The organism is Streptomonospora sediminis (assembly GCF_054778995.1).
The window spans coordinates 162,235-180,115 of the sequence record NZ_BAAGYZ010000146.1 but is presented as its reverse complement, the minus strand read 5'-3'; the positions used below and the strand labels follow the sequence as shown (position 1 = coordinate 180,115).

Annotated in this window: 16 protein-coding genes; 7 read left to right on the top strand and 9 right to left on the bottom strand. The window is 71.1% G+C overall.

Annotated elements, in window-relative coordinates:
* Nucleotides 1-288: 288 nt before the first annotated feature.
* The 3 genes from ACYVD5_RS27870 to ACYVD5_RS27860 all read left to right on the top strand — a co-directional run bounded on the left by ACYVD5_RS27870 (nucleotide 289) and on the right by ACYVD5_RS27860 (nucleotide 4,474).
* The gene (locus ACYVD5_RS27870; RefSeq protein WP_461004142.1) at nucleotides 289-2,679 is read left to right on the top strand and encodes a penicillin acylase family protein; all 2,391 of its coding nucleotides are present in this window, start codon (nucleotides 289-291) and stop codon (nucleotides 2,677-2,679) included.
* A 310-nt stretch (nucleotides 2,680-2,989) separates the two neighbouring features.
* Nucleotides 2,990-3,334: a peptidase inhibitor family I36 protein gene (locus ACYVD5_RS27865; RefSeq protein ID WP_461004141.1), complete on the top strand. Its 345-nt coding sequence runs from the start codon at nucleotides 2,990-2,992 to the stop codon at nucleotides 3,332-3,334.
* A gap of 363 nt (nucleotides 3,335-3,697) precedes the next feature.
* The gene (locus ACYVD5_RS27860) at nucleotides 3,698-4,474 is read left to right on the top strand and encodes a thioesterase II family protein (RefSeq protein WP_461004140.1); all 777 of its coding nucleotides are present in this window, start codon (nucleotides 3,698-3,700) and stop codon (nucleotides 4,472-4,474) included.
* Between the two features lie 195 nt (nucleotides 4,475-4,669).
* On the opposite strand, the gene ACYVD5_RS27855 is transcribed toward ACYVD5_RS27860, so the two are convergent.
* Both ACYVD5_RS27855 and ACYVD5_RS27850 read right to left on the bottom strand, forming a co-directional pair.
* On the bottom strand, nucleotides 4,670-5,653 hold the full coding sequence (locus ACYVD5_RS27855; RefSeq protein WP_461004139.1) for an acyl-CoA desaturase: 984 nt from the start codon (nucleotides 5,651-5,653) through the stop codon (nucleotides 4,670-4,672).
* A 220-nt stretch (nucleotides 5,654-5,873) separates the two neighbouring features.
* Complete coding sequence (locus ACYVD5_RS27850; RefSeq protein WP_461004138.1) at nucleotides 5,874-6,926, bottom strand: DUF2207 domain-containing protein; 1,053 nt, start codon at nucleotides 6,924-6,926, stop codon at nucleotides 5,874-5,876.
* Between the two features lie 270 nt (nucleotides 6,927-7,196).
* On the opposite strand from ACYVD5_RS27850, the gene ACYVD5_RS27845 reads away from it, so the two are divergent.
* The gene (locus tag ACYVD5_RS27845; RefSeq protein WP_461004137.1) at nucleotides 7,197-7,937 is read left to right on the top strand and encodes an isochorismatase family protein; all 741 of its coding nucleotides are present in this window, start codon (nucleotides 7,197-7,199) and stop codon (nucleotides 7,935-7,937) included.
* Nucleotides 7,938-8,168: 231 nt separating this feature from the next.
* Entirely contained in the window at nucleotides 8,169-9,194 is a 1,026-nt protein-coding gene (locus tag ACYVD5_RS27840) for an alcohol dehydrogenase catalytic domain-containing protein (protein ID WP_461004136.1), read from the top strand.
* Between the two features lie 217 nt (nucleotides 9,195-9,411).
* Here ACYVD5_RS27840 and ACYVD5_RS27835 read toward each other — a convergent pair whose 3' ends face one another.
* Complete coding sequence (locus tag ACYVD5_RS27835; RefSeq protein WP_461004135.1) at nucleotides 9,412-9,663, bottom strand: hypothetical protein; 252 nt, start codon at nucleotides 9,661-9,663, stop codon at nucleotides 9,412-9,414.
* A 46-nt stretch (nucleotides 9,664-9,709) separates the two neighbouring features.
* On the bottom strand, nucleotides 9,710-10,585 hold the full coding sequence (locus ACYVD5_RS27830; protein ID WP_461004134.1) for a hypothetical protein: 876 nt from the start codon (nucleotides 10,583-10,585) through the stop codon (nucleotides 9,710-9,712).
* A 620-nt stretch (nucleotides 10,586-11,205) separates the two neighbouring features.
* On the opposite strand from ACYVD5_RS27830, the gene ACYVD5_RS27825 reads away from it, so the two are divergent.
* Nucleotides 11,206-11,463 (top strand): PLD nuclease N-terminal domain-containing protein, encoded by a 258-nt coding sequence (locus ACYVD5_RS27825; protein ID WP_461004133.1) that lies wholly within the window; start codon nucleotides 11,206-11,208, stop codon nucleotides 11,461-11,463.
* 174 nt (nucleotides 11,464-11,637) lie between these two features.
* Here the strand turns inward: ACYVD5_RS27825 and ACYVD5_RS27820 are convergent, their stop codons facing one another.
* From ACYVD5_RS27820 to aztB, 5 genes are all read right to left on the bottom strand, one after another.
* Entirely contained in the window at nucleotides 11,638-12,402 is a 765-nt protein-coding gene (locus ACYVD5_RS27820) for a dienelactone hydrolase family protein (RefSeq protein WP_461004132.1), read from the bottom strand.
* Between the two features lie 186 nt (nucleotides 12,403-12,588).
* Entirely contained in the window at nucleotides 12,589-13,782 is a 1,194-nt protein-coding gene (aztD, locus tag ACYVD5_RS27815) for a zinc metallochaperone AztD (RefSeq protein ID WP_461004131.1), read from the bottom strand.
* Between the two features lie 77 nt (nucleotides 13,783-13,859).
* Nucleotides 13,860-14,819 carry a zinc ABC transporter substrate-binding protein AztC gene (gene aztC / locus ACYVD5_RS27810; RefSeq protein ID WP_461004130.1) on the bottom strand — a complete coding sequence of 320 codons (960 nt, stop codon included), beginning with the start codon at nucleotides 14,817-14,819 and terminating at the stop codon, nucleotides 13,860-13,862.
* A gap of 5 nt (nucleotides 14,820-14,824) precedes the next feature.
* Nucleotides 14,825-16,021: a WD40 repeat domain-containing protein gene (locus ACYVD5_RS27805; RefSeq protein WP_461004157.1), complete on the bottom strand. Its 1,197-nt coding sequence runs from the start codon at nucleotides 16,019-16,021 to the stop codon at nucleotides 14,825-14,827.
* A 227-nt stretch (nucleotides 16,022-16,248) separates the two neighbouring features.
* A complete protein-coding gene (aztB, locus tag ACYVD5_RS27800) occupies nucleotides 16,249-17,130 on the bottom strand; it encodes a zinc ABC transporter permease AztB (RefSeq protein ID WP_461004129.1) in 882 nt (293 codons plus the stop codon).
* Between the two features lie 49 nt (nucleotides 17,131-17,179).
* Here aztB and aztA point away from each other — a divergent pair, with 49 nt between their 5' ends.
* The gene (gene aztA / locus ACYVD5_RS27795) at nucleotides 17,180-17,881 is read left to right on the top strand and encodes a zinc ABC transporter ATP-binding protein AztA (protein ID WP_461004128.1); all 702 of its coding nucleotides are present in this window, start codon (nucleotides 17,180-17,182) and stop codon (nucleotides 17,879-17,881) included.

Sequence of the window (17,881 nt, the reverse complement as noted above, 5' to 3'; positions counted from 1 at the left end):
CGCCCTCCTCACCAGGGAGGGCGCCCCCCGAATCCGGTCGCGGTCCCGCGGCGGAGACCGGGCACGCCCCACCGCCGCGGCACCGGCGCAACACCCCCTGCACCGCCGCCGCACCGCTGCACTGCCGCACACCGCCGCGCCCCGGCTCGGTTGCCGCTCTCCCCTTCGCCTCCCCCACCGTCGGCAGGCCGCCCGCAGCAGCCGCGCAGCCGCGCTGCCGCCCCTGCTCCACGTTGCGCGGCGCCCATCCCCCATCCCCATCCCCCGTCCGCTCAGTGGAGGACTGGCATGCGCAACCGCCGGACCATCGCCGGTGCCCTGCTCGCCTGCGGCATCGCCACCGCACCGTTCCTGGCGGCGCCCGGCCAGGGGATGCCCCTGGCGGCGGCGAACAGCGAGGAGTACACGCTGCCCGGCCTCGACGACAAGGTCGACATCGTCGTCGACTCGGCGGGCGTCCCGCACATCTACGCCGAGAACACCGGCGACGCCTTCTTCGCCCAGGGCATGAACGCCGCCCGCGACCGCCTCTTCCAGATCGACCTGCAGCGCAGGCGCGGCCTGGGCCGGCTGTCCGCGGTGCTCGGTCCGGACTTCGCAGAGCAGGACCGCGCGGCACGGCTGTTCCTGTACCGCGGGAGCATGCGCAAGGAGTGGGCCTCCTACGGCCCCGGTGCACGCGCGGCGGCCCGGAACTTCACCGAGGGGATCAACGCCTACATCGGCTGGCTGCAGGACAACCCGGACCGGATGCCCCCCGAGTTCACCGAACTGGGTTACGAGCCGGCGCGCTGGAAGCCGGAGGACGTGGTGCGGATCCGCAGCAACAGCCTTGCGGTGAACATCCGCAGCGAGGTGGCGAGGGCGCGGATCGCGTGTGCCGCCGGGCTCGGCGCCGACGCGCTGCGGGCCCGCCTGGAGCCGGCCCACGACGTGCAGGTACCCGACGGTCTGGAGCCCTGCTCGGTCCCCGCCGACGTACTCGACGCCTACGCGCTCGCCACCGCGCCGGTGGCCCTGGACGGCGGCGGCGAACCGCAGCCCGCCTCCGCCGGCGTGAACAGGGCCGCTTCCGAGGGCAGCAACAGCTGGGTGGTCTCGCCCGACCGCACCTCGACCGGGCGCCCCATGCTGGCCGGAGACCCGCACCGGGCGATGTCGGCCCCCTCGCTGCGCTACATCGCCCACCTGTCCGCGCCCGGTATGGACGTCATCGGCGCCGGAGAGCCGTCGCTGCCCGGGGTTTCCATGGGCCACAACGGAACCGCGGCCTTCGGGCTGACCATCTTCCCCGCCGACCAGCAGGACCTCTACGTCTACGAGCTGCACCCGGACAAACCCGACCGGTACCGCTACCGCGGCCGGTGGGAGAAAATGCGCACCGTCACCGAGCACATCAGCGTCGCCGGGGGCGGCAAGCGCAAGGCCGAACTCGCGTTCACCCGCCACGGCCCGGTGATCAAGACCGACGTGGAGAACGGGCGCGCCTTTGCGCTGCGTACGTCTTGGACCGAGCCCGGCACCGCCGCCTACTTCGGCAGCATGCGGCTGCTGGGGGTCGAGGACTTCGCCGGTTTCCGCGCGGCGATGAACCAGTGGGGCGGCCCGCCGCTGAACTTCACCTACGCCGACACCTCCGGCGACATCGGGTGGTCGCCCGGGGCGCTGCTGCCCGACCGCACGGGCGAAAATTACGACGGCCTGCTGCCGGTTCCCGGCGACGGCCGCTACGAGTGGGACGGCTTCGCCGACGGCTCCCGGCTGCCCGCGGAGCACAACCCTTCCCGCGGGTACTTCTCGACCGCCAACGAGTACAACATGCCCGACGGCCACCCGCTGCAGGTGGGCTACGAGTGGTCCCCGCCCTACCGGCAGGAGCACATCACCGAGGTGCTCGCCGAGGACGGCTCGGTCTCGCTCGCCGACTCGGTGTCGCTGCAGAGCGACACGGTGGACACCGCCGCGCGCCGCGTACTGCCGCTGCTGGACGGGTTGCAAGGCAGGGAGGGCCTGGAGGCAGACGGTCCGGCGGGCCGGGCACTCGATGTGCTGCGCGGCTGGGACGGCACCTCCGCTGCGGACTCCGGCGCCGCGGCTCTGTACCACACCTGGACCATGCGCCACCTCGGACAGGCCTTCTACCGCGAGGCGTCGCCCGAGGCCGCGCAGCACATCGCCTTCCCGCAGCAGATGTCGGCGCTGGTCGACGCGCTGCACGAGCCCGAGCGGTGGTTCGGCGGCGACGCGCAGGCCACCTTGGACGGGATCCTGGCCCGGTCCCTGGGCGCGGCCTACGAGGACGTCGCCGGCCAACTCGGCGGCGACCCGGCGCAGTGGCGCTGGGGCGACCTGCAGCAGGTCGCCTTCGACCACCCGGTGCATGGGACGCTGGGTCCGTTCGACCAGGGCGGCTCGTGGAACACGGTGGACGCGTCGCTCTTCGACCCGGGCACCTACCGCCAGCTCGACGGCGCCTCGTTCAAGATGGTGCTCGATGTCGGGAACTGGGACGCGTCGCTGGCCGTCAACGCACCCGGCCAATCGGGCAATCCCAATGACCCGCACTACGCCGACCATCTCGCGCCGTGGCGCCGGGACGACCCCCTGCCGCTGCACTACTCGCGCTCGGCGGTGATGTCGGACGCCGACCAGGTGGTCACGCTGCGGCCGCGCCGGTAGGCCGCGGAGCCCGCTCAAAGCCGCACTGTGGTTTATCACACAGGGCCCGGCAAGGGCTTTCCGATGACCTGCGCGGATCTTCGGTTCCGAATCCCCCCGAACCCATTGCGCTGCACTTTCAGGATTTCTCGGGCCGGGCCGCGAGCAGACCTCAGGTGGTAGGTTAGCCCATCCGTAAGGCAGTTGCCCCGAAGAATTCCCGCCCTTGGACCCAATATAGAAGTGGCCATAGACATCACTGCACTATATTCAGGAATTTCTTCGCTGCCATATCGGGCGCAGAATAAGACACAGAATCGGGAGTTTACCGATGGACCTTAAAAGGATCATTTCCGCCGGAGCGGTCACGATAGCTTGCACGGCGGGGGCCATGGTTGCCACGACGGGGACAGCAGCCGCTGACTGGGATGGATGCGCTTCTGGAAACGTATGCATCTGGGATCTCCGCGGTGGCCTGGGTGAAATGGAGGCCGGGGGCACCGGCTGGGAGATCAGTGCCGGAATGACCAACCGGGCGAGCTCTGCGTGGAACCGCACCGACACCATGGTATGCCTCTATAACGGAGAAGGGCGCTACATGCAGCTCGGACCCGGCGTGTGGCGGGACATCCCTGACTGGATCAACAACAGCATCTACAATTGGAGCCCCTGCTAGGTCCTGTCTGGAGTTCGGATCAGGGCTGCGGTGCGATGCTGCGCCCTGGCCGTGCGGCGGTGCCGGTGGCGACCATGCAGAAATGCCCATCCCGGCATTGAAATCCCGGCATTCCTGCATGGTCATCAGGTTCTGTCGCTTGGGATCCGGAGAAACAGGGCGTCGCGGTAAGGGCTGGTTAGGGGTTGTCCGGATCCCCCGCCGTTGGCAGAGTCCACTGCGCGGGCACCCCCGCCCGCCCAGTGGCTGCGGACCGGCAACGGGCCGACCGCCGGCCGCAGACAGCCTGCGCCGCCTCCCGTTGCCGCTGCCGCCTATGCTCCCGAAGGCAGCAGCCACCGCCACCGACCCGGAAAGCAGGACATGGCCGCACAGGTTGCCCCCGCTACCGACCCCGACCGCTGGCTGCGGCGATTCGGCCCCGCGCCCGACGCCCCGGTCCGTGTTGTACTGCTCCCGCACGCCGGCGGTTCGGCCTCCTTCTACCTGCCGCTGTGCAAGGCCCTGGGGTCCGCTGCCGATGTGGTCGCCGTGCAGTACCCAGGGCGCCAGGAGCGGCGATCGGAACCTTGCGTCGAAGACCTGCACACGCTGGCGGACCTGCTGGTGCGGGTGCTGGACACTGCGCCGGACCGGCCCACCGTGCTCTTCGGCCACAGCATGGGCGCGATCGTCGCGTTCGAACTCGCCACCCGGCTGCAGGCGCGCGGCCAGGGGCCGGAGGCGGTAATGGTGTCGGCCCGGCGGGCGCCGTCGCAGTACCGGCGGGAGGACCTGTACCTGCAGAGCGACGAGCGGCTGCTGGAGGAGGTCAAGCGGCTCGGCGGCACCGACTCTGCGTTCCTGCAGGACGAGGAGCTGATGCGGCTGGTCCTGCCGACGCTGCGCGCCGACTACCGGGCCATCGGAACCTACCGGCACCGTCCGGGCCCGCCGCTGGAGGCGCCGGTCACCGTGCTGGTCGGCGACGAGGACCCGCGGATGTCCCAAGACGAGGCCGAGCACTGGCGGGAGCACACCTCGGCAGGGATCGACGTGCACACGTTCCGCGGCGGCCACTTCTACCTGGCCCGGCACGTGGATTCGGTGGCTCGGCTGGTGGAGCGCAAAGTGGCCGCGATCCCCGCGGCCCGCCGCTGACGGGCCGAATGGCGGGCGGCGGGCCCGGCGCACCGTGCGCTCGCGGGCGGCTGCTGCCGCCGCAACCGCCGCAACCTCTCGGAACCCGGAAACCAGGACCCGGAACCCGCCAGGCCCCGGAAAACGCAAAGGTCCCGCTCCGCGAATGCGGGCGGGACCGGCAGCCGGGGCCAGGTATCGGGTCGGCCGCTCGGCTCAGCCGGAGCCGACGAGCTTGGCGCCGAGGCGTTCGGCATCGGGCCAGCGGACCTTGTAGGCCCACCCCAGCTTCTCGAATATCCAGATCACCCGGGCGGAGATGTCGATCTGCCCCTTGAGGACGCCGTGCCGGGCGCAGGTGGGGTCGGCGTGGTGCAGGTTGTGCCAGGACTCGCCGAAGGACGGGATGGCCAGCCACCACACGTTCCGGGAGCGGTCGCGGACCTCGAAGTTCTCCTCGCCGATGGTGTGGCAGATCGAGTTCACCGACCAGGTCACGTGCTGCTGCAGTGCCAGGCGCACCAGCCCGGCCCAGAAGAACGCGGTCAGCGCGCCCGTCCACGACAGGGTCGCCAGGCCGCCGATCAGCGCCGGCGAGAACAGCGAGAACATGAAGATCGGCATCGCCCAGCGGTCGATCGCGGCGATGTCCTTGTCCTTGAGCAGGTCCGGGGCGAAGCGGCGCAGCGAGGTTTTGCGGTCGTCCAGGTAGAGCCAGCCCATGTGGGCGTAGTACAGCCCCTTGGCGACCGAGCGCCAGTCGTCGCCGTAGCGCCAGGGCGAGTGCGGGTCGCCCTCGACGTCGGCGTACTTGTGGTGGCGGCGGTGGTCGGCGACCCACTTGATGACGCTGCCTTCGAACGCCAGGGTCCCGGCCAGCGCCAGGGCGATGCGCAGCCCCCGCTTGGCCTTGAACGAGCCGTGGGTGAAGTAGCGGTGGAAGCCGACGGTGATGCCGAGCCCGCCGATCAGGAAGTACACGGCACCGATGGCGACGTCCACCCAGGTCAGCGCCCACCCCCACGCGAAGGGCACCGCTGCGGCCAGCGCCAGCAGCGGGATGAGTACGTAGCCGAAGATCGTGGCCCGCCCCTTGAAGCTGCGGACCTCGGGATCCAGATCACTTTCCGGGGCACCCCCCGGTCGCGGCCGGTCTTCCTGCGCCGCGCTGACCGCGGACGCGTCGGGAGTCGTAGACATGTGCCACCTCGTGACCATCTAGGGACGTTACTTACGCCATCGTAACCTACGAGGCCGTAAGTTTCTGCGCCCCGAGGCCCTCATTCACCGGGATTCGGCCCCATGGGACGGCTCCGGACGGCTCCGGACAGCGCCGCACCGAGCCGTCGCGCCCCTTTGCGCATCGGGCCGCGACGGGCGGCACCGTGCGGGACCGCACGGCCGGAACCAGCGGCCGGACTCAGCCGCCGCCACCGCCACCGCCGCCACCCCCGGCGCCCCCTCCGCCGCCTCCGCCCCCTCCGCCGCCACCGCCGCCGGCGGCGCCACCACCGCCGCTGCCGCCCCCGAACCCTCCGGCGCCGTGGCGGCCGACCCCTTTGGGAAACCCGGTCAGCCGGTAGATGCAGCCGAGGAACAACCGCCCGCACAGCACAGTGAGCACGGTGAGCAGCGCGAGCAGGGGCAGCTGCGACAAGACCCGGTCCCACCAGCCCGTGCGATCCGTTTCGGCACCGGTACGTCCGGCGGCGACCCCGGTGTCCATGCCTTCGAGACCGACGTCCACACTGAGCGCCTGTCCCGGCGCCGTCACCCCGTTCGCGATCTCGACGGTGGCGCCCTCGGTCCCGCTCCGCTCGCACGCCGCGCCGGTGCCGGGGTCGCCCGCGTAGCACTCGGCGCCCCGCGGCGGCGCGGGCAGGTGCAGGGTCGCCCGGGTCGACTCCACGGGAATCGTCCACCCGCTGCCCACGACGTCGAGATACAGGCGCGGGCCCGCGCCGCTGCGGACGAGCAGCGAGTCGTAGGTGTAGCGCAGCACGAACGTGTGCTCACCGCGCAGCGAGTCGCCGCCGATGCTGACCCTGGCGGCGCTCCCGTCGTCCGCGCGGTCCACGGCCACCGGTCGGGCGCCGTCGCTGTCGAGGACCTCGACGTCGCGCAGGCCGAAGTCGAGGTCGCCGTAGCCCGCGATCTCCCCGCGGGCGGGCAGGGTCCGGTGGGCGCCGCCCTCGGCGCCGAAACCGTGGTGGTAGGTCAGCCGCTCGGTGACCGTGACGGCGCCGCCGCGGGCCACGTCGACGGTGGCGTCGAAGCGCGTGACGCGCTTCGGGTGGTCGGAGGCGTCGTAGTCGGCGGTGCTGCCTCCGGGCTCAAACAGGACCCCGAACAGGCCCATCGCCAAGAACAGTGTGGCGGCACCCAGCCCGACCGCGCCCACCACCAGCACCGCCGTCCCCAGCAGCCTCCGCCGCGGACGGGTGCGCTGCGGCGGACCGTGCAGTGCTGCCATGCGGTCGTCCTCCGGGTTCTGCAACGCGGCGGGCCATATCGCGCGGACCACCCGGCACCCGGCCCCACCCGCCCGCGCACCTCCGCCACCGGCCCCCCACCCCGCCCCCGCTCGAACCGCCCGGCGAACAGCCGAACACGCAACCGGCGCGCGGCAGGGATGACCGGCATGGCGATTGTAAGCAACACAACAGTGCCCTACCAGCCCGGGACCCGCCGCGGGGCGCACCGGGAGTGGCGGCCGGAGCCGGCCGGTGCCAGGATCGCCGCCATGCACCCTCCCGAGGACTCGGACGTGCACCGCCCGGCGCCGCCCGCAGCCGCCCGCACGGGGCCGCGCGTGCACGAGTGGCGCATCGCCCCGGAAGAGTATGCCCGCCATGAGGCCCGGCGCGGACGCCGTTTCGCCTACGAGTCGCTTACCGGGCGGCGGACCGCTCTGGTCGTGGTCGACATGGGCGCGTTCTTCGTCGCCGGCAACCCCTACTGCCGCGGAATCGTGCCCAACATCAACCGGTTGGCGCACGGTCTGCGCGATGCCGGCGGTGCGGTGGTGTGGGTGCTTCCGCAGGTGTCCGCGGCTCCGTCGCAGTGGGCGGTGGACTTCTACGGCGAGCGGGTTGCCGCCACCTACGCACAGGCGGGCGGCAGCGGGCCTGCGTCCACGCGGCTGTGGCCGGGGTTGCGGCCGCGGCCCGGTGACCTCTGGGCGGAGAAGACCGCGCCCAGCGCGTTCTTCCCCGGGCACTCCCCGGTACCCGCACTGCTGGAGGCGCGGTGTGTGGACACGGTCGTGATCGCCGGGACGGTGACGGGGGTGTGCTGCGAGTCCTCGGCCCGGGACGCGAGCACGCTCGGGTACCGCGTGGTGTTCGCCGCCGATGCCGCCGCGGGCGGCGGTGACCGGGAGCACAATGACTCGCTGCGCACTGTTTACCGCTCCTTCGGGGATGTGCGGCCGACCGGGGACATCCTTGCGCTGCTGGCGGGCGAAGGCTCCGGCGGCGGTTGAGGCGACGCCACGTGGACGGGCGCGTCTCGGCGCGGCGTTTAGGAACCTCCGTGGCCGGGAGTTGTGATGGTGCGCAGATGTGCGGGGCGCCGGCGTGGCCGCTGTGCGGGTGGGCCGGTCGCTATCGGCCGGTCCGGTCGGCCGCACCGCGGTGCGGCGCCGGGACGCGGCCATCGGTGTTCCGCCTGCGCCGGATCCGAAACGAGCAGGTCGACAGCTGGGAGGACGGACATGGCCACGATGCGCGCGGTTCAGGTCCCCGAGGCCGGGGGACCCTTCGAACTCGTCGAGCGTGAACTGCCGGAGCCCGGGGACGGCGAGGTCCGGGTGCGGGTGCAGGCGTGCGGGGTCTGCCACTCGGACATGTTCGCCAAGGAAGGCGTCATGGGCGCGGCCACACCGTTCCCCATCATCCCCGGACACGAGGTGGTGGGCGTGGTCGACGAGGTGGGGCCGCGGGTCCTCGGCCCGTGGTCGCCCGGCGACCGCGTGGGCGTGGGCTGGTTCGGCGGCGCCTGCTACCACTGCGAGCGGTGCCGCCGCGGCGACTTCATCACCTGCGTGAACGGGCGGATCCCCGGTGTCACGTTCGACGGCGGCTACGCCGAGGCGGTGGTGGTTCCGGCCGACGCGCTGGCGCGGATCCCCGATGAGCTCGCCACCGAGGAGGCGGCGCCGCTGCTGTGCGCGGGCCTCACCACGTTCCACGGGCTGCGTTCCAGCCCCGCGCGCCCCGGCGACCGCATCGCGGTGGTCGGCGTGGGCGGCCTGGGGCACCTGGCGATCCAGTTCGCCGCGAAGATGGGCTGCGAGGTCGTTGCGATCTCCCGCGGCCCCGAGAAGGCGGCGCTCGCCCGCGACCTGGGCGCCCACCGCCATATCGACTCCACCGCACAGGACCCCGCCGCTGCGCTGGCCGAACTGGGCGGGGCCAACGTGGTCGTCGCGACCACCACCAGCGGCTCAGCGGTCTCCACCGCGGTCGCCGGCCTGGCGCCGCGCGGGCAGGTGCTGGTGCTCGGTGCCGCCGAAACCCCCATCGAGCTGAACGCGATGAGCCTGATCGGCCCCGCCACGTCCATCGCCGGGCACCCGTCGGGCACCTCGCAGGACTCCGAGGACACCATGCACTTCTGTACGACCACCGGCGTCCGGCCGATGATCGAAACCCTGCCGCTGGAGCGCGCCGCCGAAGCCTACGAGCGCATGATCTCCAACGACGCCCGTTTCCGCATGGTGCTGACCACCGGGCAGTAGGCGGCGACCATGCGGGATCGCCCGTCTCAGCTTTGAAATCCGGGTATCTCTGCATGGTCATCGGTGCTCCGGGTCCCTAATCCAGGATGACCGTCCGCGTGCCGCTGATGGCGATGCGGTTCTCGGTGTGCCAGCGCACGGCGCGGGCCAGGAGTGGGCTTTGGACCTCGCGTCCGCGGGCGACCAACTCGGCAGACGGCGGCGGGCGGGCGTCTTGTCAGGGCATGAAGACGTCGCGGGCACTGGTGGCCTTCACCGAACGGTCGATCCACGTGTCAAGCTGCTCAAGATCGGTACAGGCGCCGATCGTTTCACGCTGCTCGTCAGTGAGGGCAACACCGGCAAAGTCCAGGCGCCGCAGGACGGCCTTGGCCATGCCTTTCGCCATGCCCTTAGCCCAACCCGCTTCCGTTGCTTCTTGGATCTTGCGCGCATAGGGGCCCGGCGACTCGTACTCTTCAGTCTGCATTAGCGTGCTTCATTCTTGCGACGGGTGGGTCCGTGCGGGTAGATGGTCAGGGCATGAAGACGTCGCGGGCACTGGTGGCCTTCATGGCGCGGTCGAGCCACGTGTGGAGCTGGTCGATGTCGGTGCAGGTGATGATGGTGTCGCGCTGCTCGTCAGTGAGGGCAACACCGGACATGTCCAAAACCTGGAGGATGGCATCGGCCTTGCCCTCGGCCTTACCTTCAGCCTTACCTTCAGCCTTGCCTTCTTGAATCTTGCGCGCGTAAGCGCCCTGCCACTCGTAGTTCTCGGTCTGCACTAGCGCCTCCCATTGCTTGCGAGCCGAATCGGTGAGCTTCCACCAGATGTAGTCATAGTACTGTTCCGTACTTGTTTCGGAAACCATGTCCAGGGCGGCCTGCGCGGCGTTTAGGACCTTGGGGTTATCGCCGTGCACCGCGGCGGAGAGCACCGAAAGTTCCGGGTTCTGTTGCGCAAGGGCGGGATCGTCGATTACCGGCATATTGTCCGGACCCAGACCCGACGCCTGTAGTGACAGGCTTTCGTGCTGTCCCCCGATGGGCTTGCGCGCCCATTCGGCGGTCTTCCGGTCAGGGCACAGTACGAGCAGGCGTACCGGGCAGCGCAGCCGGTCGCGCACTTCGGAGACGTAGACCGGCCAGGTGTAGGCCTTTTCCTTGTCCGGCTTGTGCTGTACCTCGGTGATGATGGCCATCAACTCCTTGCCGTTGTCGCCGTAGAGGATGGTCACTTGGTCCGCTTTGTATTCTTTTAGGGCGAATACGGTTACATCAGGGCATCCGGCTCCTGCATGGCTGTAGTCGGGAACGTACATGCCGAACACCGTGCGCAGAATATCCGCAGTGGTGTCCGGCCGGTTCTGCAGCATGCGCACCTGCAGTTCGTGCTCTTTTCCTGCCATGGCGGGACGCTAGCGGATTTCAGCGCATAGCGCGGAACCGCGCTTCCGCACCAAGTTCCCCAATTCCGGGTTTCGGATGGGGTTAATCAAGTGATTCCACCGACAAATCCAGCGAACCCGATCATCCCTCCGAAGACAATTTTTCCGAAGAAACGGGCGTATCCCCTGCCGGATTGCCGGTTCAGGCCTTTCGCAGGGCTCCGTTGCCGGGATGAAGGGCCGGGGCCATGCCCGCAGGACGAAAAGACCGGTCCGGACGTGGATCCGGCCGATACATCCGGGCAAGATGCCGTTGTGCCATAACGGACACCGCCTGCAAACACCACCGGCAACCGCGGTCCCCGCGCACCCGCCCGCGAAACGGCCGGGCCCCGCCCGCGCTCCGTTCGTCCGTACTCGCGGGCGGGGCAAACTGGACTACCGAACCCCCGCCTGAACGGGCGCCGCCTGCGCCGGCTCGGCGGTGGGGCGCCGTGCGCGGCGCCCCGACCATTGGCGGTCGGCGGTTAAACCTTTGGTGGGTGGGCGGGTCGGTACCTGGGGGCGATGTGGGCGTTACGGAGCGCAGGCTAGCGTTTCGGTAGATACACACACCGATCTGAACGGGGGTTCCGGATCCCATGCCGGTACAGCACGCCGCGGCACTACTCACCGAAGGACAGCAGAGCCTGGCCGCGTACGGGGTCATGGCGCTCGTCGGCTTGTTCTTGGTGGCCTACGTGGGCTTCATCATCGCCGCGATCATCAGCGCGCTGGCATCCAAGCACAGCTTCGGCATGAAGCTCGTCTGGCTGGTGTTCATCTTCATCGCACCGTTCATCGGCGCCCTGTGCTGGTTCTTCATCGGCCGCCGGAACGTCCCCGTGATGACACATTGAGCAGTACGGAAACACCCCCGGCCGCACCGGCCGGGGGTTTCCTATTCTGTTGCTGAATCCGGGTTACCGGAAACAGTCGCCTTTACAACGTAGATCACATTTGTGCCCATGCGGGCTCGGACCCCGGCGCGCGCCAGGCCACTCGCCCGGTCGGCGCGCCGGACCGCTCCCCGGTCACTCCGCCGGCAGGTTGCGGTGCAGCAGGTCCAGCAGCGCACGCCAGTGGCGTTCGGTCGCCTCGGCATCGTAGGCGGCGGTGTCGGCCTGGGTGTAGCCGTGCGAGGCGCCGGTGTAGACCTCGCTGCGATGGGGCACCCCCGCCGCGGACAGGGCGCCGTCGAGGCGCTCGATCTGCTCCGGCGGCATGCCCGCGTCCTGGTCGGCGTGGCCGAAGTACAGCTCGGCCTTGACCGACTCGGCCAGCCGGTGCGGGCTGTCGGGTGTCTCAGTGGCCAGGTTGGCGCCGTGGAACCCGGCCATCGCGGCCACGCGGTCGGGGTGGGTTCCGGCCGTGCGCAGGCCCAGCGCGGCGCCCATGCAGTAGCCGACCACCCCCACCGGCCCGTCGGCGGCCTCCGGAATCCGGGCCAGATGGCGCAGGTAGGCGTCCGCGTCGCGCTGCACGAGTTCCGGTGTCAGCTCCTGCATCATCGGGCCCAGTTCAGCGAAGATCTCCGGGCGCTGCCCGGGGTCGATGAACTCGGGCAGCTCCACCACCGGGGAGCGCCCGTGGCGGTAGAAGACGTTGGGCACCAGCACGGTGAATCCGGCCTCGGCCAGTCGGGCGGCCATGCGGTGGAGTTGGGGGCGCAACCCGAAGGCGTCCATGTACATCAGGACTCCGGGATGGGCCCGGCCGTCGTCGGGATGTACCAGGTGGGCGTCGGCGGTTCCGTCGGCGGTGGTGATGTCCGCGGTCGAGCCGTGCACAGCGGCCATGAGTGTTCCCCTTGTCTAACACGCGCCCCGGGAATCGGGCCTGCGGTTCGAAAGCCGACCGCGCGCGCAGTGGGCACCGGCCGGCGCGGCCACGACCATACCGGCCCGGGGCGCCGCCGCGGCGGCGCCCCGGCCGTTGCCGGCCGCACGGGCGGGAGGGGAGGCTGCCCGGGGCCGGCGGGCAGGTCAACCGGTGGCGACGCCGGTGACCTCGTTGGTCCCCTTGGGCAGCTCGGTCTCCTGCTCGACCTCACCGGATGCGATGTCGACGGCGTAGAGCTTCTGCTCCCCCGGGTCGGTCACATAGGCGGTGGCGCCGCGCACGAACAGCGTGGGGCGGGGCTGCTGCCACTCCAGCGGCTCGGACCACTCGCCGATGACCGGGAAGGAGTCGGTCACCTCGGCCGATTCCGGGTCGATGACGTGCAGTGCGCCGTCGGTGCCCAGGACCAGGCCCTGGCCGTCGGGACCGCGGCCCAGGGAGCGGAAGCTGTAGCTGGTGCCCAGGTCGACCAGCTGCAGCTTGTTGTCCCGGGTGTCGACGACCGAGACCTGCTCGGGGCGTTCGAGCTCGGCATCGGGGTCGGTCTTGTAGTCGCCCAGCACGTAGCGGGAATCCTCGTGGCCGGCCTGGTTGCCGATCCGGCCGTATTCGTCCGGAGCATCGATCTTGGTGATCTCGCCGCCGGCGTAGACCAGCACACCGTCTTCGCAGCCCACGACAACGGCGCCGTCCTTGGCGGTGGCCTCGCCGTGCACGCCGGGGCACTGCTCGCTGCGGGCGGTCTCCTCGCGGTCGGCGTCGAGGACCTGGATGCCGGAGCGCTCCTCCTCGTCGCCGAGGCTCACCACCATCTCGCCGTTCTCCAGCACCACGGCCACCCCGTGGTGGGCGTGTTCGGTGGTGTGGGTCTCGCTTTCGGGCAACCCGCCGCCGAGGTCGGCGGGGTCGAAGACGGTGACCTCGCCGGTGCCGTCGGAGAACAGAACCGTCTTGCCGGCGTGGCGGACCACGTGACCTGGTTTGGGCGCCTCGAACTCGGTATCGGTGAGCTCGGCGGCGGCCGCGTCGAGTACGCGGAAACCGCTCGACGTCGACACGAGCACGTGGCGGCCGTCGCCGGCCGGGTTGAGCCGGTTGAAGCCTTCCAGCGGGATGTCCTTGACGACCTTGAGCGTCTCGCCGTCGATGACGTAGATGCCGCCGTCGTAGGTGGCGGTCAGCGCATCGGTGGCCGCGGCGGGTGAGCCGGAACCGCCGGACTCCTCGCTTGCGCCGCCCGCGCCGCCGCAGGCGGTGGCGGTCAGGCCCAGTGCCGCCAGCGCCGACAGCGCGGCCAGGCTCCGGCGGCGATGGGACCGGTGCAGGACATGGTTCATGGTGCGACTTCCGTTCTCAGTGGGGGCGAGGGCCGATTGGCCCCCGTTGGCGGTGTGCGGGAAAGGCGGTGCCGGGCTCAACCTGCGAGGCCGTCGGCGATGGCGCCGGTGTTGTAGCGGGTCATCTCCAGGTAGGTCGGCGCTCCGCCGTCCGGTGCGGTCAGGGACTCGGAGAACAGGGGGATGACCTCGATGTCGAGACCGGCTTCCTCGGCCATGGCCTGGGCGAGGCGGTCGGGTTGTGTTGAGTCGGCAAAGACCGCGGGCACACCCGCCCCTTCGACCGCGTCGGCGAGGGACTTCAGGTCGGAGCTGCTGGGCGAGGCGAGCGTGGTGCCGCTGGGCACGACCGCTCCGACGACCTCGAAGCCGTAGCGCTGGGCGAAGTAGCCGAAGACGTGGTGGTTGGTGACCAGCTTGCGCCGCTCCTGCGGGATTTCGGCGAAGCGCTGCTCGGCGCTGTCGTGCAGTTCTTCGACCTGCTCCCGGTAGTCCGCGGCGTTGGCGCGGACCTGTTCGGCGTCGACGCCGCCGACCTGGTCGGCCACCGCGTCGGCGATGAGGTCGACAGCTTGGGCGGCGCGCTTGGGATCGGTCCAGAAGTGCGGATCGGGTTGTCCGGCCGTCTCGCCTGCGGAGTAGTCGATCGGGTCGGTGCTTTCGGCGACCGCGAGGCCGGCGGCGCCTGCCTCTTCGGCGGTGCGGACGTTGCGCAGCACACCCTCTTCCAGGCCGAGGCCGTTGTAGATGACCAGTTCGGCCTGCTCCAGCCGGGCGGCCTGGCGCGCGGAGACGCCGAAGGAGTGCGGGTCGGCGTTGGGCTGCATGAGCACGGTGACGTCGGCCTGGTCGCCGACGACGTTGCGGGTGAGGTCGCCGAGGATGTTGGTGGTCACGACGATGCCGGTCCGTTCTGCGCCGAAGGCCGCGCAGCCGGACAGGGCGGCGGGCAGCAGCACCGCGAGCAGTGCGGTCAGCGCCGCTGGAGCGAATCCGCGGCGGCGGGCGGCACGGGGCGATCGGGAGTTCTGGGTCATTGCGCTCACCAACCCGTCTCGACCATGAGGTCGGGGCTGAAGGCGAGGTCGAAGGTGCGGGCCAGCCGGAGGTCGTCGTTGTAGTCGATCTCGTGGACCGCATCGGCCGCGGGGTCGTTGACGTAGGCGCGGGTCGTGTCGATCCGGATGGCCGGTGCTGCGCCGCCCTCCGCGGCGGGCGGGTCCATGAGTTCGGTCGCGGCGGTCTCCTCGCCCGAGGCGGGGTCGTAGGCGCGCAGCGTGCCGTCCTTGCCGAGGGCGAGGACCGGCATGTCCTCGCCCGCGGCGCTTACCGCGACGGTGGGGCCGGTGTCGATGCGGGTCCACTCGCGGGCGCCGATGTCGAGTACCTGCACCACTCCCTCGCCCGTGCGGCCGGCCAGTACTGCGGCGCCCGGGCGGTGGTGGAACGAGCGGACGGGTTCGGCGCCTTCCTGGCCGGGATAGGGGATCGTCTCCGCTTCCAGCGTTCCGTCGTCGGTCTCGGTCAGCAGCAGGGCGCCGTCGGAGCAGCCCAGGACCGCGCCGCGCCGGGTCACCGCCTGGCCCTGCGGGTCGGGGCAGCGCTGCTCGATCTCCTGCTCCGCGGGTTCGCCGCCGCGGTCGAGCACCTCGACGGTGCCGTCGGGGCGGGCGGCCACGAGCCGTTTGCCGTAGGCCAGGGCGGTGCCGCCGCCGGACAGCTCGCTCTGGCTGATGGTGCCCTCCTCCAGAGCGGCGCGGTCGAGCACCTGCACTCCCCCGTCCGATGACAGCGCGGTGACCGCCTTATCGCCCGCGGCGTGCAGCGCGCCACCGGTCTCGACCTCGCCGACGACGCTGGGCTCGGCGCGGTAGTAGTGCGAGTGATCGCCGTGTTCGACCTCCCAGGTGCCGCTGTCGAACACGGTCGCGGAGCCGCCGGTGCCCAAGTAGGCGAACCGGCCGTCGGTGGCGGCCTCCTGGACTCCGGGGACCTCGCCGGCCTTGGTGGCCTTCTCGGTCGCGGGGTCCAGCAGGTGCAGGCCGCCGGTACCGGTGTCGGCCAGGACCAGGCGCCACTGCGGTTCGGCGGCTTCGGTGGCCCCTTCGACGTATCCGTGCGGGGTGGAGGCGGCCGCGCCGGGCGCTTCCTGGCCGCCGGCCGGGCCGCAGCCCGCGGCCAGCAGGCCGCCTGCGGCGCAGGCCAGGACGGCCCGGGCGCTGCCTCCCGGCAGCTTCATGGTGTGCACTCGTACTCCTTTTCGGGGATGGGGTTTGCTGCGGTGGGGGGTGCCGCCGCGCCGGCGGGCCTGCGGTCGCGCAGGCGGGCCGCCAGGCCGTGTTTGGTGGGTCCGTCCGTAGCGAGCGGCGCACTCGTGTGTGCCCCGCGCCCGATGCGCGAAGCGCCGTTGCGGCGCGGGGCACTGAGTTAGGAACCAGTGCCGCTCTCGCAAGGCCGAGGAGGGAGTCAGGGCGGGTCCCCTGTCGACCGACGAGAACGCCGCGAGAGCGGTGCTGGGGCGCCGCGCAGTAGGGCAGCGACCCGCCAAACGCGGCCTAGCGCGGAGAGGAAGAAGAGGGCCACCGCGGTGGCGGCGATGGTCGCCCCTGCCGCGGTTCCCAGGTGCCAGGACGCCAGGAGGCCGGCGAAGGTCGCCGCCGCGCCCAGCACTGCGGCGCCGAGCATGATCGCCGGGATGCGCCGGGCCCACAGCGCCATCGCCGCCGGCGGCGCGATCAGCAGCCCGAACACCAGCAGGGTGCCCACCACGTGGAAGGACGCGACGATCGCGAGGGTCACCAGCCCGAGCATGGCCACGTGGGCCAGGCGCGGGCGCAGGCCGAGGGTGCGGGCTTTGCGGGGGTCGAATGCCAGGGCGACGAAGGCGCGGTGGCCCGCCAGGGAGACGCAGGCCGCCGCGGCCGCCGCGGCGGCGAGGACGGCCAGGTCCTGGAGCTGCACCGCCAGCACGTCGCCGAAGAGGAACCCGGTCAGGTCGACGGCAAAGGACTGCGAGTACGAAACGATGATCACGCCGAGCGAGAGCATCCCGACGAACAGCAGCCCGATCCCGGTGTCCTGGGAGGTGTTGGACCAGCGGGTGACGGCGGTAACGCCGAGCGCCATCGCGACCGCGCTCAGCGCTCCGCCGATGAACAGGTTGCCGCCCAGCAGGGAGGCGAGTGCCACGCCGGGCAGCATCCCGTGCGACATCGCGTCGCCGAAGAACGCCATGCCGCGCAGCACGACCCAGGTGCCGGCCAGGGCGCACGTGGCCGAGACCAGCAGTCCGGCCCAAAGGGCGCGTGCGACGAAGGACACCTCGAAGGGAGCGGTCAACCATTCCATGGAGGTGACTGTATTATGAAAATGATTATCGTTGTCAATTGGAGGGCCCGTGGGACACAGCACAGAGACCGCCGTCGACCTGCGGCGGGTGAACGCCGCCTACGGCTCGCAGCAGGTACTGCACGCCATCACCGCGGCCATCCCCGCGAGCCGCGCCACGGCGCTGGTCGGCCCGAACGGCTCGGGAAAATCGACCCTGCTCGGGGTGGTGGCGGGCCTGCACCGGCCCGGCTCGGGCACGGTCGAACGGTTCCACCGCGAGCGCCCGTCGCTGGTGGTGCAGCGCAGCGCCGCACCCGACACCCTGCCGATCACCGTTGCCGACACCGTCGCCATGGGGCGCTGGGCGCACCGGGGCCCGTGGCGGCGGCTCACCGCCGAAGACCGGGCCATCGTGCGGGAGTGCATGGCGCGCCTGGATATCGCGGGCCTCGCCGGCCGGCCGCTCGGCGCGCTCTCCGGCGGGCAGCGCCAGCGGGCCCTGCTCGCCCAGGGCTTGGCCCAGCGCTCCGACCTGCTGCTACTGGACGAACCCTCGGCCGGCCTGGACACCGCGGCCCACGAGGCGATCATGGCCGTGCTCGCCGAACTGCGTTCCGAGGGGGTCACCGTGGTCTTCGCGACCCACGACCCCCAGGCCGCCCAGTGGGCCGACCACCGCCTGCACCTGCACGGCGGCGCACTCACGGACCACGCAACCCAGGGCGATACGCCGCGATCGGACACCGCCGCGGCACCCGCTACGCTATGA